This window comes from Streptomyces coryli (assembly GCF_011044975.1).
Classification (GTDB): Bacteria; Actinomycetota; Actinomycetes; order Streptomycetales; family Streptomycetaceae; genus Streptomyces; species Streptomyces coryli.
The window spans coordinates 15,839-32,404 of sequence record NZ_JAAKZV010000033.1; the positions used below are offsets into that span (position 1 = coordinate 15,839).

Below are 16,566 nucleotides of genomic sequence, written 5' to 3' on the forward strand. Positions count from 1 at the left end.
AACGCCTACTGGCCCGCCGAGCTGGTGGAGGGACCCGTCACCCTCCGCCCCATCCGGCTGCGCGACCAGCGCCTCTGGCGCGACGTCAACCGCCGCAACCGCGACTGGCTGCGCCCCTGGGAGGCGACGGTCCCGCCGCCGCTGCCCGGCACCCCGCCGACCCGCCGCCCCACCTTCCGGCAGATGGTCCGGCACCTGCGCGCGGAGGCGCACGCGGGCCGGATGCTGCCGTTCGTCATCGAGTACGAGGGCCGGCTCTGCGGCCAGATCACCGTCGCCGGCATCACCTGGGGCTCGATGCGCTCGGGTCACATCGGCTATTGGGTGGATCAGGATGTGGCGGGCCGCGGCGTCATGCCCACGGCTGTCGCACTCACCGTCGACCACTGCTTCCGGCGGGTCGGACTGCACCGTATCGAGGTCTGCATCAGGCCCGAGAACACGCCGAGTCGGCGCGTGGTGGAGAAACTCGGATTCCGCGACGAAGGGCTGCGCCCGCGCTACCTTCACATCGACGGCGCCTGGCGCGACCACCTGGTCTTCGCGCTTACGGCCGAAGAAGTTCCGGAAGGGCTGCTGGCCCGCTGGCGCTCGCTGTGGCACTCACAGAAATAAAATAAGTGTTCGAGATTCTGCCGCACTTGAGCATTTCGCGGCGGAATAGTCACAAGAAAAGCTCGAGATATCAGCCAGATGGTGCGACACACCGAGCCAATTGGCCGATGCGCTGCGCCGTTCACCTCTACCGTGTAAGGCGTGAGCAGCAGCGGCCTCATCTACGCAATGATCGTCGGGGCCTGGGCCGCCTACCTCGTGCCGATGTGGCTGCGCAGGCAGGACGAGTTGAACGAGGCTCGTCCGACGGAACGCTTCAGCACGGCCATCCGCCTGCTGACCGGCCGGTCGGCCGGGCGGCGGGAGGCCGGGCCCGACGATCATGGCACTGCCGAGGACGGCGCGGGGGACTACGACCCCGGCGCCGCCGACGACGGCAGCGCGCACCCGGACGCCGCACCCGCCGCCCCGGCAGCGCATGATGCGTCTGGCCGCGGCCGGCCGGTGGACGTCCGGGCCGCAGCCGTGCCCGCGACCGGCGCGTACGACGCCCCGGAGGGCGACGCCAAGCCCGCGGCCCCGGCCGCCCAGCCCAGCCTCGCCGAGCGCCGGGCCCGCGCGAAGGTACTCGCCCGCCGGCGCCGCACCACGACGCTGCTGTTCGTCGCCCTCACCGCGGGCGCGATCGCCGCCGCCACGGGCGGCATGCGCTACCTGTGGGCCGTACTGATCCCGGTGCTGCTGCTCACCGCGTACATCGTGCGGGTGCGCGGCCAGGAGCGGCGGCGCTACGCGTACCAGGCCGACGAGGCCCGGGCCCAGGCGGCGGCGCAGCGGGTGCGGCAGCGTGCCGCCGACCGCCGGGATGTGCGTGCGGACGCGGCGGAGCGGCGGGCGGAGCGCGAGGGCCGGGCGAGCGGCGGGTCGGGGCGTGACGGTGGTTCGAGCGGGCGGCCGGGCCGTCCCGGTGCGACCGACCGGCGGGCTACGCGCGAGCGGCGTGGGGGCCGGGACCGGGCTGGCGCGCCTGAGCACGACGGCGCTCCGCGCCCGCCGGGGCGCGAGGCGCCGCCGGCGCCGCGCTCTGGCTCCGGATCCGGCTCGGTGGAGGGTGCCCGGCACCGCGACGCCGCCCCCACGCGGCGGAGCCCGGCGGGGGACCGGGACGAGCGACTTTCGTACGGGGACCGCGACGAGCGCGCCGCTTACGGGGACCGCGACGAGCGTGCTTCGTATGTCGACCGCGACGGGCGAGCTTCGTACGGCGACCGCGACGAGCGTGCTTCGTACGGCGACCACGACGCGCACCAGACGTACGGCACCGCGCCGCACGGCGACGCCGGTGCGGAGGGCGCCGTCGGTGACCCGTCCGCGCAGGGCCGTATCTCCGACCCGTCCGCCGACCGGCGGGCGCTGGTGGAGCAGACCGACCACGCCGAGTGGGTGGACCAGGAGCGTTCCGGCGGCCGGGCGGAGGCGTCCGGCTGGGAGCCGGTGCCGGTGCCGCTGCCGACGTACGTCACGGCGCCGGTGGCCCCGCGGGCTACGGACGGCGTGGACCTCGGCGCACCGGACACCTGGTCCTCGGCCCGTTCCTCCGCCGTCGAGCCGCAGCGCCGCCGCGCGGCGGAGCCGGAGGCCGCCGCCGAGGCCACGGCCCCGGACGAGGCCGCGAAGCGCCGCCCGCGTGAGCGCGGCCGCACCCCGCTCTTCGACCAGTACGCGGACTCGGACCGCCCGCGCGCCGCGAACGAGTAGCTGACCAGCGGGATAACCGATTTCCGATCTCCTCTGCCGGGATGCTAAAGTTCCAGACGTCGCAAGGGCGTGTAGCGCAGTCCGGTAGCGCACCTCGTTCGCATCGAGGGGGTCAGGGGTTCAATTCCCCTCACGTCCACGCACATGAAGATCCCGTCCAGTCGTAAGACTGGGCGGGATCTTTGCTTTGCGGGCGGGGGGACGGGGTCAGCAGTCGCCGACGGCCACCGTTTGTGGGCTGAGGAATGCCTCGAGGCCCAGGTGGGAGCCCTCGACGCCGAGGCCGCTGTCCTTCAGGCCGGCGAAGGGGACCTGCGGGGTGTTGGGGCTTCCGGTATTCACGCCGACGATGCCTACGTCCAGGGACCGGGCCACGTCGGCGGCCCGGCGGGGCGGGCCGATCACGTATCCGCCCAGGCCGTAGGGGCTGGCGGCGACGGCTTCGAGGACGGTTTCGAGCGCGTCGTATTCGAGCACGGACACGGCGGGGCCGAAGATCTCCTCGCGGACCAGGGTGCTGTCCCGGCCCGGCCGCACGCTCACCGCGGGCCCGGCGAAGTGGCCGGTCGGCGGTGCCGGGGTGGCGGCGCGCCACACGTCGCCGCCGGAGGCGTCCAGCAGGCCGTCGACCCGGGCGGGGTCGGTGGGCAGGGCCAGTGGTCCGAGCGTGGTGGCCTCGTCGGCGGGGTCGCCGAGCACGAGGCGGTCCGAGGCCCGGCAGAAGCGGTCGGCGAGTTCGTCGGCCAGCGAGCGGGGCGCCCATACCTGGTTGGCGGCGATGCACGACTGCCCGTTGTTGCGGTACTTGGCCACCATCAGGGTGTCCACCGCCAGGTCGAGGTCGGCGTCGTCGAGTACGACGAAGGGGGCGTTGCCGCCGAGTTCGAGCACCGCCCGGGTGAAGCGGGGCGCGACGGCCGCGGCGAGCAGGCGTCCCACGCGGGTGGAGCCGGTGAAGGTCAGGCCGCGGACGCGGCGGTCGGACAGCCACACATCGGATATCGCCGCGGGCTCGCCCACCACGGTCGAGACGACTCCGCTTGGCACGTGCCGTTCGACGACCTCGGCGAGGAGCAGCGCCGAGGCCGGGGCCACCTCGGAGGGCTTGAACAGCACCGAGCATCCCGCCGCCAGGGCGGGTGCGATCTTGCGGGCCGGGATCGAGACCGGAAAGTTCCACGGGGTGAGGACGGCGACCACGCCCAGGGCCCGCTCTCCCACCTCGTGGCGCAGGCCGGGGACATGGCTCCAGACCCGCCCTGAACGACTGCCGGCCAGGTCGGCGAACCACTCGAAGAAGGCGGCCGACAGGCCGACTTCGGCGCGGGCCTCGGCGATCCGCTTGCCGGTCTCGCGGGTGATCAGGCCGGCCAGTTCCGCGGTGAGCCGGTCCTCGCGGAGATCGGCGGCGATCGCCCGTAGCGATGCGGCCCGTCGTCCCGGTGCCAGGCCGGCCCAGTCCGGCAGCGCCTTGGCGGCGCTGTCCAGCGCGCGGCGGGCCTCCGGCTCGCCGCCGTACTCCACGCTCGCCCATGCGGCACCCGTCGCCGGGTCGGTCAGCTCGTGCCGTACCGGGTTTTCGGGCGTCGGCGTCCCGCCGTCGATGCGGACGCCGCCGATGGTCCGGGATGCATGCATTACGGAATCTCCAGGGTCTCGTCGTGGCAGGTCAGCCGCTCCAGCGCCGCGGCGTCGAACCGGACGCCGAGGCCGGGCAGGTCGGGCAGGCCGAGCCGGCCTTCGCCGGGCGCCGGCGGGGAGAGCAGCAGCGGGTCGCGCAGCGGGTTGTCCCGTACGTCGTACTCGACGGCGGTCACCGCATCGGCGGCCGCGGCCACCTGCAGCGTCGCCGCGAAGGCCGCGGCGCCACCGTAGAGATGGGGCATGACGGCGGTGTCGTGCTTGGCCGCCAGGTCGCAGACCGCGAGCGCTTCGGTGATCCCGCCGGCCTTGGCGACGTCGGGCTGCAGGACGGCGATGGCGGGCGAGGTCGCGTAGGCGGCGAACTTCGCGCGGCCGTAGAGGTTTTCGCCGGTCGCGATCACCAGGCCGGTGCGGCGGTGCAGTTCTTCCAGGTCGGTCAGCTCGTCGCCCTCGACGGGCTCCTCGATCCACCCGACCCCGGCGTCGCGCAGCACCGGCGCCATCGCCACCGCCTCCTCGAGGTCCCAGCCCTGGTTCGCGTCGGCGTAGAGGAGCGCGTCCGCGCCGAGCGTCTCGCGCGCGGCGAGGAGATTGCGCGTATCGGTCTCCCGCCCGAAGCCCAGCTTGACCTTCACGGCGGCATGTCCGGCGCGGCGGCAGTCCGCCGCCTGTTCGGCTACGGAACGCGGCCCCAGGCTGCTTGCGTATACGGGGATGTGCTCCCGTATCCGGTGCGCGGCCACGCGGGCGATCGCGGCGCCGGCCCGCTGTCCTTTGAGGTCCCACAGCGCCACGTCCACCGCGCTGATGGCCTGGCGGATCGGGCCGGGCGCGCCCCACTGCCGCCCCAGGGGGTCGAGCCGCTCGCACAGGACGGCGTGGGTCGCGGGCACATCGTCGACCCGGCGTCCGGCCAGCAGCGGCAAGACGCCCTCGCGCAAGGTGGCGGTGCGCTCGGTGGCGGCCCAGGGGGGATAGTTGACCCAGCTCTCGCCGTGGCCGGTCCTGCCGTCCTCGTCGGTGAGCGAGACGAGGACCATCGCACGGTGCCGCAGCGGCGAGAACGACATCGCGATGCCGTCGCGGACCGGCGCGCGCAGGACCCGGACCCGGGCGCGGGCTATGTGGGTCAACGCGGCTCCCCTGCCTGCTCGGCGAGGGTGGACCGGAGGCCGGCGATGTGGGCGCGGGCGGCCTGCTCCGCGGCGGCCGGGTCGCCGGCCGCCATGGCGGTGAAGATCGCGCGGTGGTCGGCGACCGCCAGCTTGGGGCCGCGGGTGACCTGGGTGGTCCGCATCGCCAGCCGGACCTGGGTCTGCACCTCGTCGAGCATGCGGACCACCTCCGGGTTGTCGGCGGCCTCCCGGATCAGCCGGTGGAAGGTCATGTCGGCCTCGGACGCGGCGGTCAAGTCGACCGCGGCGACCGCGCGTTCGTGCTCCCCGAGTACGTCCTCGAGCGTGCGGATCAGCCGGCGACCGGCGTTCTCGACCGCGAGCCGCGTCGCGAGACCCTCCAGGACCTCGCGGACCTCGTAGATGGCGATCAGGCTCTTGAGGCTGACGTCGGCCACCACGGCGCCCCGGCGGGGCTCTTCGCGGGCCAGCCGCTCGTGCACCAGGCGGACGATCGCCTCCCGGACCGGGCTGCGGCTCACGCCGAGGCTCGCGGCCAGGGCCGGAACGCTCAGCCGGGCGCCCGCGGGGAGCTCCCCGGCGAAGATCTGGTCGCGCAACTCCTGGTGGACGCGATCGGTGACGCGGGGATCACTCGCGACGGTCATGACTCACCCCTGGCTTCTGCATCCGTGGACTGGCTCCCCCGAGCCTACATGCTGCTTTGAAAAGTTACATGTAAATCCCTCTTGCTGCGTGCTGATCGATGATGTTACATGTCAGCAATCCACTGGCGAAGGGAACGAGATGCCTGAGCGGCGCAGCGCCTCATGGTTCGGGCTCGACGGAAAGCTGGGGTTCGTTCACCGGTCGAAGCTGTACAACCGGGGCGGATCGCCGGAGATGTTCGACGGCCGCCCGGTCATCGGGATCGCAAGCAGCGCGTCGGACCTCGCGCCGTGCAACGCCCACCTCCGGCAGGTGGCCGAGGCGGTCAAGCGCGGGGTGCTGATGGCAGGCGGCGTCCCGATGGAGTTCCCGACGATCTCCATCGGCGAGACGCTGATGCGGCCCTCCGCGATGCTGTTCCGCAATCTCATGGCGATGGACGTCGAGGAGACGCTCCGCGCGAACCCGCTCGACGGCGTGGTCCTGCTGGGCGGCTGCGACAAGACCGTGCCGGCACAGGTGATGGGCGCGCTCAGCGTCGACCTGCCCACGGTCATGGTCACCGGAGGCCCCGCGCTCAATGGCCGCTTCCGCGGCGAGGCGGTCGGCTCCGGCACCCACGTCTGGAAGTTCAGCGAGGAGGTCAGGGCGGGGCGGATGTCCGCGTGCGAGTTCCGCTCGGCGGAGGCGTGCCTGTCCCGGAGCGCCGGCCACTGCACCACCATGGGTACGGCGTCGACCATGGCCTGCGTCACCGAGGCGCTCGGCCTCTCGCTGCCCGGGAGCGCGACGATTCCGGCCGTGGACGCCGGCCGGGCCCGTATCGCCGAGCAGGCCGGGCAGCGGATCGTCGCCATGGCCGACGAAGGGCTGGCTCCCTCCCGCTTCCTGGACCGGCGGTCGTTCGAGAACGCGGTGCGGGTCAACGCGGCGATCGGCGGCTCCACCAACGCGGTCGTGCACCTGCTGGCCATGGCGGGCCGGGCCGAGGTCGACCTGGCGCTGGACGACTTCGACCGGCTGGCGGCCGATGTCCCGCTGCTGGTCGACCTCCTGCCCTCGGGCCGGTTCCTGATGGAGGAGTTCCACGACGCCGGCGGACTGCCGGCCGTCATCCGCGAGCTCGGCGACCTCGTGGACGGCGCCGCCATGACGATCAACGGCCGGACGCTCGCCGAGAATTGCGCGGACGCCCCCAACTGGCGGCCCGAGGTCGTACGCAGCCGGAAGGACCCGGTCGCGCCGCCGGGCTCGCACACCGCGGTGCTGCGCGGCAACCTCGCCCCCGACGGCGCCGTGCTCAAGCTCTCCGCGGCGTCCCCCGAACTCACCCGGCACACCGGCCCCGCGCTCGTCTTCGACACGATCGAGGACTACGACGCGCAGAAGGACTCGCCGGAGCTGCCGGTGACCCCCGACACCGTCCTGGTGGTCCGTAACGCGGGCCCGGTCGGCTATCCGGGCATGCCGGAGATCGGCAATCTCGCGATTCCGAAGAAGATGCTGGACCAGGGCGTACGGGACATGGTCCGGATCACCGACGGCCGGATGAGCGGGACTTCGTACGGGACCGTGGTCCTGCACGTGGCGCCCGAGGCCGCCGCCGGCGGGCCGCTCGCCCTGCTCCGCAGCGGCGACCGCGTCACCCTCGACGTCCCCGCCCGGCGGCTGGAGATGGACGTACCGGAGGCGGAGCTCACCGCCCGCGCGTCCGGGAGCGCCGACAGCTTCAAGAAGGCCCCGACCCGGGGAGCGGGCTGGGCGGGCCTCTACCGGAGCCAGGTCAACCAGGCCGACACGGGCGCCGACTTGGACTTCCTGACCGGCCGCCGCGGGCATGCCGTCCCGCGCCGGCCCTTCTGATCCGACCACTCCGAAACGTCCGAAAGGAAGGGCCGCACCATGAGCGATCTCCTGAGTGACCTGGAGCGCCACCGCATCCTGACGATCTTCCGCGGTCAGTCCGCCGACCAGTGCGCGGACCTGGCCGAGGCGCTCTATGCGGCCGGCATCCGGCTGTTCGAGGTGACGCTGCACAGCGGGGATCCGCTCAAGGCGATCGCCGCCATCCGCGGCCGGCTCGGCGCCGATGCCCGTGTCGGCGCCGGGACCGTGCTCACCACCGAGGACGTGGAGCAGGCCGCCGGTGCCGGTGCCCAGTTCGTCGTCTCCCCGGACATCGACGCCGCTGTAGTGGAGCGGACCAAGGAGCTCGGCATGGGCTCCGTGCCCGGCGCCCTGTCGCCGACCGAGGTGCTGCGGGCGGTACGTGCCGGTGCCGACGCCGTGAAGGTCTTCCCGGTCAGCTCGGTCGGCGCAGGCCACATCCGGCAGCTGCGCGGCCCGCTGCCGGACGTGCCGTACGTGGCCACCGGGGGCGTCGACGAAAGCCTGGCGGAAGCGTGCATCGAGGCCGGGTGCGTGGGCGTGGGCGTCGGCGTCCAGCTGTTCGGCGATCCCGCCGACACCGAGGCGGTGGTCAGGGGCGCCGAGCGGTTCGCGGCCGCCACCGCGCGGGCGAGCCGCCCGCGGAGCTGACCTGCCAACGGCCCGCCGGCGCCTCTCGAAGGAGCACACCTTGAGTGCCACCGAAGTCCGCACCCCCGTCCGTGATTCCTACGAGCTGCGCGCCGAGGACGTCCGCACCCCTCCCCGGACTCTCCGGGAGCGGATGCGCTACCTCGGCCCCGGCTTCGTACTCACCGCGTCCGTCGTCGGATCCGGCGAGCTCATCGTCACCACCTCACTCGGCGCGAAAGCCGGGTTCGCCCTGCTCTGGCTCGTGATTCTCGGCGCCGCGGTCAAGGTCTGGGTGCAGGTCGAACTGGCCCGCTGGACCATCCTCAACGGGGAGACCGCGCTCGCCGGATACGGCAAGGTCCGGCCGCGAATAGGCCGCATGGGGTGGATCAACTGGCTGTGGATCGGCCTGGATCTCGCCAAGAACTTCCAGCGCGGCGGCGTCATCGGCGGTACGGCCGCGGCCTGTTCCATCGCCTGGCCGATCGCCGGCGGGGAGCTGAGCCGCACCTCGCTGGTCACCTGGACCGTCATCGTCACCGTGGTGAGCGTGCTGCTGATGAGCAGCGCCCGGTACAGCGTCGTCGAGCGGATCACCACGCTCTCCGTGGCGCTGTTCACGAGCAGCACCATCGCCCTCGCGCTGTCGCTGCCCTTCACCCCTTACTCCTACTCGGCGGGCGACCTCGGCTCGGGGCTGAGCTTCGCGATCCCGGCTGGGGCCGTCGGCCTCGCGCTGGCGATGTTCGGCTCGACGGGGGTCGGTGCCGACGACATGACCAACTACACGTACTGGTGCCTGGAGAAGGGCTACGCCCGCTGGACCGGGCCCGACGACGGCACCGAGGAGCGGGCCCGGCGGGCCGCGGGCTGGCTGAAGGTCATGCAGCTGGACGTGCTGGTCTCCTGGGTGGTCTGCACGCTGACCACCCTCTCCTTCTACATCGTGGGCGCCTCGGTACTGGCGCCGCAGAAGGCCGTCCCCGAGGGGAACGACGTCATCACCACGGTGTCGCGCATCTACACCGACACCCTCGGCCCCTGGGCCGAGGTGCTCTTCCTGGTCGGCGCCGTCACGGTGCTGTTCTCCACGCACGTGGCCGCCGTGGCGGCGGTGCCCCGGCTGTGGACCAACACCCTCGGGCTGATGGGGGTGATCGACTGGCACGACCTGGCGGTGCGCACCAAGTGGCTGCGGATCTTCACCTTCGTGCTGCCGGTCATCTGGGCGGTCATGTATCTGTTCGTCCAGTCCCCGCTGCTCCTGCTGCAGATCGGGGCCATCGGCAACGCCATCTTCCTGCTGGCGGTGCTCGTCGCGGTCTGGCACCTGCGCACCACGGAGGTGGACCGGCGCTTCCGCGCCGGCTCCTGGGTCACGGCCGTCCTCGCGGTGAGCACCGTGGCGATCACCGGTCTCGCCGTCTACTCCTTGCTGGAGGTCTTCGGCGTCTCCGTGGGTGGCTAGGGCCCGCTCAGCGGATGATGTTCGGCGCGTAGCCCAGTGACGTCTGCAGGTCGGTGACCGTGTGGGTGTGCTGCTGTGGGTGCGGGCCGGCCGTCAGGAAGTCGTAGACGCTCAGTTCGGTGGCGTTCAGGAGGGGCTTGCTCGCTGTCTGCGGGGTCGGCTTGTGCAGGACCGCCGTGAAGCGGATGCCGGCGTCGATGAACTGGGCCGGGGGGAGGCCCGCGTCGTTGAGGACGTCGGAGACGGCGGGGATGCCGCTGGCCAGGGCTTCGATGACACGGCTGCCGGTCTGCGGGGAGCGGGCGTGCTGGCAGATGGCGACGAGGCGGGCGTTGCGGGCCGAGGTGACGGCCTCGCGGCCGAGGCGTTCCATGGACAGACCGTAGAGGCCGCCCGGGTTGGAAATGACCAGGCGGTCGGGGCGGAGCCGGACCTCGATCGCCATCCCGGCCGACCACTGGTCGAGGTCGCGGTGCACGAGGGCGTTGGCGATCAGCTCGCGGAAGGCGAGCAGCGGGTATTCCGGCTGGTCCCGTACGACGCCGTCGGCCTCTGAGGTGATCGTGGTGTCGAAGGTGCGCCGCGCCCAGTCCAGCGCCTGGTCCAGCATCCGCGGGATGGCGCCGGTCAGGGTGATCTGGTTACGGGCCCGGGTGCCCAGCGGGTCGGACGGGTGCGGGTCGGCGGCGAGCTGGATCGTATAGCGGGGGAAGAACTGCTGCGGGTGCACGCCCAGCGCCAGCAGCCCGGCCACCGAGGGGGTGCCCTCCGGCAGCAGGATGCCCGCCCGCACCATCAGCTCGGCGTCGTCGGCGAAGCGGCCGAGGCCGTACGGGTCGCGCTCGCGGACCGCCTGCAGAAAGGCCGTCGTCAGCTCGTGGTCGAGGTCGTCGATCTTGGCGCCCGACACCGGCTGGCGGTCGAAGGCGGGTGGGAAGCGGGTGGTGGGATAGGCCTGTTCCTCCAGCTCGGAGAGCTGGTAGTCGCACTCGTATCCGCGCATGTAGGCGGCGCCGGAGGCGGCCAGCCGGCAGGGCTTCGCCGGGCGCTCGCACTCGTGGACCGTGGCCGCCAGCACCGGCGAGCCGTCGACCTCCGCGTCCTCGACGGTGAGCCGGATCGGCGGGCTGAACGCGTCCGCCATCTCGGCCAGGGCCTGCCGGAGGCCCTGCATGTCGGTCAGCGGTACGGGACGGAAGCCGCTCCGTTTGTCCAGACCCAGGATGACCATCCCGCCACCCGGCAGGTTGGCGAACGCACCCAGGGTCGAGGCCAAGGAGTCCGGAAGACCACTTGCGGCGGACTTCACTTCCACGTCGGTCGCGTATCCACCGGCAGCGCGGAGGCCGGAAACAACACGGTTAAGGTCTTTCGTCACGATCGGAAAGGTAACCGGGTGGTCGTTATGTGCGCGGTTGACGCTGTTCGTTCGGTCAACTTCCACTGGAACGAGTGAGGTGACGTGCGCGAAGTCGACACCGGCGCAAAGATGCGCGAATAGTGATCAACCGCGGTCGTCGACCACCCTGCGGATCTTGCCCACCGAGCGCTCCAGTGTCTCCGGGTCCACCACCTCCGCGGCCACCGTCACCCCGATGTGATCCTTTACGGCCCGCACCAGCTCCGCCGCCGCGGCCGCCCGCTGCTGCGGCAGCGCGCCGGGGCGGGCCTCCGCGCGGACCGTGAGCCGGTCGAGGCGGCCCTCGCGGGTGAGGCGGAGCTGGAAGTGCGGGGCCAACTGGTCGGTGCGCAGGACGATTTCCTCGATCTGGGTGGGATAGAGGTTCACGCCGCGGATGATCAGCATGTCGTCGCTGCGGCCGGTGATCTTCTCCATGCGGCGGAAGGCCGGGCGGGCGGTGCCGGGGAGGAGGCGGGTGAGGTCGCGGGTGCGGTAGCGGATGACCGGCATGGCCTCTTTTGTGAGGGAAGTGAAGGTCAGTTCGCCGGTTTCGCCCTCCGGCAGGACCTCGTCGGTGAGCGGGTCGAGGACCTCCGGGTAGAAGTGGTCCTCCCAGATGTGCAGGCCGTCCTTGGTCTCCACGCACTCCTGCGCGACGCCGGGGCCGATTACTTCTGAAAGTCCGTATATGTCCACCGCATTGATCGCCAGCCGGCCCTCGATCTCGCGGCGCATCTCCTCCGTCCACGGCTCGGCGCCGAGGATGGCGGTGCGCAGCGAGGTGCTGCGCGGGTCGATGCCCTGGGCCTCGAATTCGTCGATGAGGGTGAGCAGATACGACGGCGTGACCATGATGACCTCGGGCCGGAAGTCCTGGATCAGCTGCACCTGCCGCGCCGTCATTCCGCCGGACGCCGGGATCACCGTGCAGCCGAGCCGCTCCGCCCCGTAATGCGCGCCCAGGCCGCCGGTGAACAGGCCGTATCCGTACGCCACATGCACCTTGTCGCCGGGCCTGCCGCCGGCGGCGCGGATCGAGCGGGCGACCAGGTCGGCCCAGGTGGACAGGTCGCCGTCCGTATAGCCGACGACCGTCGGGCGCCCGGTGGTGCCGCTGGAGGCGTGCAGGCGGCGGACCTGCTCCATGGGGACGGCGAACATTCCGAAGGGGTACGCCTCGCGCAGATCCGCCTTCGTGGTGCACGGGAAACGGGACAAGTCGGACAAGCTGCGGCAGTCGTCGGGGTGGATGCCCGCGGCGTCGAACTTCCGGCGGTAGAGCGGGACGTGCTCGTACGCGCGGTGCAGCGTGGTGCGCAGCCGGTCCAGCTGGAGGGCGCGGAGTTCGTCCGCCTTCAGCTGCTCGTTCTCGTCCAGGGCGTCGTTGACCTGAGGCGTCATGGTCGCGAACCTTCCGGTGCCGAAGCCCCGTGTCAAGACGGATGACGGCCCACGAAAGAGGTGTTTGAACGAGACGCCGTCAGCCCGCAGCCGTACTCCTCCGGGAGGACCTACTGCCATGGCAGTAGGACCGAGAGCGTCCCAGCGGATGACGATTCTCGCGGCGGAACGAGTCATCGTTAAGACATGAGCCCTTTCCTGCTGTCGGTGGTGCTGTCGCTGGTCTCGGCGGCGGCGTATGCCGGCGCAGCCGTGATCCAGGAGCGGGTCGCCGCCACCACGCCCGAGGCGGCCGACCCGGCTTCGCGCGCCTCCTACGCCCCCTACCACCGCCCCGGTTGGTGGGCCTCCGTCGGGCTCAACGGTGCCGGCGCCCTGCTGCATGTCGCGGCGCTCGCCTTCGGGCCGCTCAGCCTGGTGCAGCCGCTGGGCGCGCTCACCATCGTGCTCGCGCTGCCGATCGCCGCGATCTTCGTACGCAAGCACATCGCCGGCGCCGCGTGGCGCGGCGCGCTGCTCACCACCGGCGGGCTCGGGCTGCTGCTGGCGCTCACCGACGGATCCGCGTCGGGCGAGGCGAGCGCGGCCGCCCGCGGGGTGCTGGCCGCGGTGACCATCGGCGGTGTGGCGGCGCTGGTGGTCGCTGCCCGCCGGATGCGCCGTCCGGCCGCGCGCAGCCTGACACTTGCCGTCGCCTCGGGCGCGGCCTTCGGCATGGCCTCGGTCTTCACCAAGGCGGTTACGGACGACTGGACCGACCCGCTCAGCCTGGCGATGGTGGCCGTGCTGGCGCCGGCGGGGCTGCTGCTGTCGCAGGCGGCGTACCGCGGCGCCGGGCTCTCCGCGCCGCTGGCCACGCTGACCGTGGTGAACCCGGTGATCGCGGGCGCGGTCGGGATAGTCGCCTTCGGCGAATCGTTCCGCTTCGGCGCGGCGGGTGCCGTGCTGGCGCTGGTCGCCGCCGCGATCACCGCGGCCGGCCTGGTCGTGCTGACGGCGCAGGCGCCCAGCCCGGCGGCCGAGCCCGACCCCGCGGCGGCGGCCGTGCCCGCGCAGCGCGGCACGCAGCCGGCGGCTACCTGTGCCCGCGGCCTGGGCGTGTCAGGGTTGGCTCATGCGCGCCCCCGTCGTGACCTTCGTCGCCACCCTCACCCTGCTGACCGGATGCGGGGGGAATACCGGCAGCGCAGACGCGGCCCCGAGCGCGTCGAGCCGGTCCTCGAACCCGTCCGGGTCGAGCCCCTCGTCGAGCCCGTCCGGCAGCTCGTCCCCGGACGCCGGCGCCTCGAGCTCGAGCCCGCAGCGGCTGCGGGTGCAGGTCCGCCGGACGCTGCCGCATGACCCGGAGGCCTTCACCCAGGGCCTGGAGATGTCGGGGGACACCCTCTACGAGGGCACCGGGCTGACCGGCCGCTCCTCGGTGCGCGCGGGCCTGCCGGGCAAGCGCCCGGCGGCGCGCGCCGAGTTGCCGGCGGAGGTCTTCGGCGAAGGCATCACGCTGGTCGGCCGTGAACGGCTCTGGCAGCTGACCTGGCAGGACGGCATCGCGTACGAGCGGGACCCGAAGACGCTCCGGGAGCGGCGGCAGGTGCACTACGAGGGCGAGGGCTGGGGCCTGTGCCACGACGCCGGAGGCGGCCGCCTGGTGATGAGCGACGGCTCGCCGACGCTGGCGTTCCGCGACCCGGCGTCGTTCCGTAAGACCGGCGAGGTGACGGTGCGGATGGCCGGGCGGCCGGTGTCCGAGCTCAACGAGCTGGAGTGCGCCGGGCCGCACACGGTCTACGCGAACGTCTTCCAGACCGACGACATCGTCCGCATCGACACCCGCACCGGCGAGGTCACCGGCGCGGTGGACGCCGGCGGGCTGCTGCCCGCGTCGGAGCGGTCCGGGGCCGAGGTGCTGAACGGGATCGCGGCGATTCCGGGCACGGATGAGTTCTACGTGACGGGCAAGAACTGGCCGAAGCTGTTCCGGGTGCGGTTCGTGCCTACGAGCTGATGGCCTTGCGCAGCGTGCGCAGGCACAGCGTCAGCGCCTCGTGCTTGGTGCCGCCGTCCCGGGTGCGCTGCCAGGCGACGTAGAGGAGCGACCACAGGACCTGGACGATCCAGTCGGTGTCCAGGCCGTCGTCGAAGTCGCCTTCGGTACGGCCCCGGTCGATCAGCCGGGCGAGGGCCCGGTCGGCGGCGGTCTCCTCCTCCCAGCCCTCCCACTTCCAGGTCGCCACCAGCGATTCGTCGAAGACCAGGGTGAGCGCGGAGCCGAGCTCGAAGAGCTCCTGGCACAGCCGCTCCAGCGCGGCCGGGGCGGGGCTTTCCTCGATCCGGGCCCGCTCGGTGGCGGCGGCGACCTTCTCCAGCACGTCGGTGCCGAGGGCGCGCAGCAGGTCGATGCGCTCGGGGAAATAGCGGTGCACGGTGGTGCGGCCGACGTCCGCGGCGGCGTCGAGGATCGCGCGCCGGGTGCGGTGCGCGCTTCGCGAGCGACGTCGCCCTTCAGGCCGCCGGCAGAAGCAAGAGCGGCCTCGGTGAGGCCCCCGCCGGCAGGCGGGCCCGCACCGGCGCGCCCTCGGCGCCGGGCTGCTGCTCGCGCTGGCCGCGTCCGCGCTGGGTCTTGCCACGCCGATGGTCACCAAGTGGGTCCTGGACGCGCTCGGCGACGGTGGCTCGCTGCGCGGCCCGGTGCTCGCGCTGCTGGTGCTGCTCGTCGTCGGCGCGGTGCTCTACTGCGTCGAGTGGATTCTGCTCGGCACGCTGGGCGAGCGGGTGGTGCTGGAGGCGCGGGTGTCCATGGTGCGGCGGTTCTTCCGCGCCACCGTGCCCGGCATCATGAAGCGGCCGCCGGGTGAGCTGGTGTCCCGGACGGTCTCGGACACGGTGCTGCTGCGCGAGGCCGCCTCTTCCAGCGTGATCGGGCTGATCAACGGCGTGGTGATGCTGATCGGCACGCTGGCGATGATGGCCGTGCTCGACCTGGTGCTGCTCGGCACGACGGTGGCGTCCGTCCTCGTCGTGGTGGTGCTCTTCAGCGCGCTGATGCCGAAGATCGCCAAGGCGCAGGAGCGGGCGCAGGAGCACGTCGGCCGGGTCGGCGGCCGGCTGGAAGGCACGCTGCGGGCGCTCCACACGATCAAGGCGAGCGGCGCCGAGGTGCGGCAGGCGGAGCTGATCGCCAAGGACGCCCGGGAATCGGCGCGTTACGGCATCAGGGCCGTACGGCTCGAGGCCACCGTGTGGACGATCGCCTGGACCGGCATCCAGCTCGCGGTGATCGTCATCCTCGGCGTCGGCGCCTGGCGGGTGGGCGAAGGCCAGCTGGAGGTCTCCAGCCTGATCGCCTTCCTCCTTTACGCCTTCGGGCTGATGGAGCCGATCACCGAGCTGTCGCAGAACCTCACCGCCCTGCAGTCGGGCATCGCGGCCGCGGAGCGGATCCGCGCGATGGACGAGCTGGAGGTGGAGTCGGACGATCCGCGTACGCCGACCCCCGCACGCGCAGCCGCCGGCCCCGTGCTGGAGCTGCGCGGCGTCACGGCGGCGTACGGCCCGGACCTGGAACCGGCGCTGCGCGGCGTGGACCTGGCGATCCCGCGGCACGGCCACACCGCGATCGTCGGCCCGTCAGGCGCGGGCAAGACCACGGTCCTCTCGCTGCTGCTGCGCTTCCTGGAGCCGCGGGACGGGGCGCTGCTCCTGGACGGCGTCCCGTACGAGCGTCACGGCCACGCCGCGATCCGCTCCCGCCTCGCCTACGTCGAGCAGGACACCCCGGTCGTGCCCGGCACCATCCGGACAACCTGCTCATCTCCCGCCCCGAAGCGACCGACGAGGAGCTGCGCCGGGTGCTCGCGGACGTACGCCTGGCGGAGAAGGCCGCGAGTCTCGACGACGGCCTCGACACGGAGCTGTCGTCGGCGGCGGTCTCCGGCGGCGAGCGGCAGCGGATCGCGCTCGCCCGCGCGCTGCTGCGGCGGCCGGACGTGCTGCTGCTCGACGAGGCCACGGCGCAGCTGGACGCCCTCACCGAGGCC

13 protein-coding genes, 1 tRNA gene and 2 pseudogenes are annotated in these 16,566 nt (G+C 72.6%); 10 read left to right on the forward strand and 6 right to left on the reverse strand.

Going from position 1 to position 16,566, the window contains the following annotated elements:
* Positions 1-21 precede the first annotated feature (21 nt).
* The 3 genes from G5C51_RS10735 to G5C51_RS10745 all read left to right on the forward strand — a co-directional run bounded on the left by G5C51_RS10735 (position 22) and on the right by G5C51_RS10745 (position 2,452).
* Complete coding sequence (locus tag G5C51_RS10735) at positions 22-615, forward strand: GNAT family N-acetyltransferase (protein ID WP_420824797.1); 594 nt, start codon at positions 22-24, stop codon at positions 613-615.
* A gap of 141 nt (positions 616-756) precedes the next feature.
* Entirely contained in the window at positions 757-2,313 is a 1,557-nt protein-coding gene (sepX, locus tag G5C51_RS42955) for a divisome protein SepX/GlpR (RefSeq protein ID WP_338118089.1), read from the forward strand.
* A 65-nt stretch (positions 2,314-2,378) separates the two neighbouring features.
* Positions 2,379-2,452: transfer RNA gene (locus tag G5C51_RS10745), tRNA-Ala, on the forward strand.
* A gap of 68 nt (positions 2,453-2,520) precedes the next feature.
* Here the strand turns inward: G5C51_RS10745 and G5C51_RS10750 are convergent.
* The 3 genes from G5C51_RS10750 to G5C51_RS10760 are packed head-to-tail and all read right to left on the reverse strand — an operon-like array spanning position 2,521 to position 5,740.
* Positions 2,521-3,951: an aldehyde dehydrogenase family protein gene (locus G5C51_RS10750; RefSeq protein WP_165235582.1), complete on the reverse strand. Its 1,431-nt coding sequence runs from the start codon at positions 3,949-3,951 to the stop codon at positions 2,521-2,523.
* Positions 3,951-5,090, reverse strand: coding sequence for a mandelate racemase/muconate lactonizing enzyme family protein (locus G5C51_RS10755; protein ID WP_165235584.1), 1,140 nt, complete (start codon positions 5,088-5,090; stop codon positions 3,951-3,953). Before G5C51_RS10755 ends, G5C51_RS10750 begins: the two co-directional genes overlap by 1 nt.
* The gene (locus tag G5C51_RS10760; RefSeq protein ID WP_165235586.1) at positions 5,087-5,740 is read right to left on the reverse strand and encodes a GntR family transcriptional regulator; all 654 of its coding nucleotides are present in this window, start codon (positions 5,738-5,740) and stop codon (positions 5,087-5,089) included. Before G5C51_RS10760 ends, G5C51_RS10755 begins: the two co-directional genes overlap by 4 nt.
* 139 nt (positions 5,741-5,879) lie before the next feature.
* Here G5C51_RS10760 and G5C51_RS10765 point away from each other — a divergent pair, with 139 nt between their 5' ends.
* The 3 genes from G5C51_RS10765 to G5C51_RS10775 are packed head-to-tail and all read left to right on the forward strand — an operon-like array spanning position 5,880 to position 9,729.
* Entirely contained in the window at positions 5,880-7,604 is a 1,725-nt protein-coding gene (locus G5C51_RS10765; RefSeq protein WP_165235588.1) for an IlvD/Edd family dehydratase, read from the forward strand.
* A gap of 39 nt (positions 7,605-7,643) precedes the next feature.
* A complete protein-coding gene (locus G5C51_RS10770; RefSeq protein ID WP_165235591.1) occupies positions 7,644-8,279 on the forward strand; it encodes a bifunctional 4-hydroxy-2-oxoglutarate aldolase/2-dehydro-3-deoxy-phosphogluconate aldolase in 636 nt (211 codons plus the stop codon).
* A gap of 40 nt (positions 8,280-8,319) precedes the next feature.
* Positions 8,320-9,729, forward strand: a complete 1,410-nt coding sequence (locus G5C51_RS10775) for an Nramp family divalent metal transporter (RefSeq protein ID WP_165235594.1) — start codon at positions 8,320-8,322, stop codon at positions 9,727-9,729.
* 7 nt (positions 9,730-9,736) lie between these two features.
* Here G5C51_RS10775 and G5C51_RS44010 read toward each other — a convergent pair whose 3' ends face one another.
* Both G5C51_RS44010 and paaK read right to left on the reverse strand, forming a co-directional pair.
* Positions 9,737-11,173, reverse strand: a complete 1,437-nt coding sequence (locus G5C51_RS44010) for an ATP-binding protein (RefSeq protein ID WP_338118090.1) — start codon at positions 11,171-11,173, stop codon at positions 9,737-9,739.
* Between the two features lie 60 nt (positions 11,174-11,233).
* Positions 11,234-12,532, reverse strand: a complete 1,299-nt coding sequence (gene paaK, locus G5C51_RS10785) for a phenylacetate--CoA ligase PaaK (RefSeq protein WP_165235600.1) — start codon at positions 12,530-12,532, stop codon at positions 11,234-11,236.
* 186 nt (positions 12,533-12,718) lie between these two features.
* Here paaK and G5C51_RS10790 point away from each other — a divergent pair, with 186 nt between their 5' ends.
* Positions 12,719-13,873 (forward strand): DMT family transporter, encoded by a 1,155-nt coding sequence (locus tag G5C51_RS10790; RefSeq protein ID WP_206313686.1) that lies wholly within the window; start codon positions 12,719-12,721, stop codon positions 13,871-13,873.
* Complete coding sequence (locus G5C51_RS10795) at positions 13,845-14,534, forward strand: glutaminyl-peptide cyclotransferase (protein ID WP_206313691.1); 690 nt, start codon at positions 13,845-13,847, stop codon at positions 14,532-14,534. Before G5C51_RS10790 ends, G5C51_RS10795 begins: the two co-directional genes overlap by 29 nt.
* Here G5C51_RS10795 and G5C51_RS10800 read toward each other — a convergent pair.
* Positions 14,524-14,952, reverse strand: coding sequence for a TetR/AcrR family transcriptional regulator (locus G5C51_RS10800; protein ID WP_165235606.1), 429 nt, complete (start codon positions 14,950-14,952; stop codon positions 14,524-14,526). The genes G5C51_RS10795 and G5C51_RS10800 overlap by 11 nt on opposite strands.
* 208 nt (positions 14,953-15,160) lie before the next feature.
* Between G5C51_RS10800 and G5C51_RS10805 the strand changes: the two are divergent.
* Together G5C51_RS10805 and G5C51_RS44015 are read left to right on the forward strand one after the other, a co-directional pair.
* A pseudogene (locus tag G5C51_RS10805) lies at positions 15,161-16,273 on the forward strand (ABC transporter transmembrane domain-containing protein); the annotation flags it as partial.
* Positions 16,274-16,377: 104 nt separating this feature from the next.
* A pseudogene (locus tag G5C51_RS44015) lies at positions 16,378-16,482 on the forward strand (hypothetical protein); the annotation flags it as partial.
* Positions 16,483-16,566: the final 84 nt, after the last annotated feature.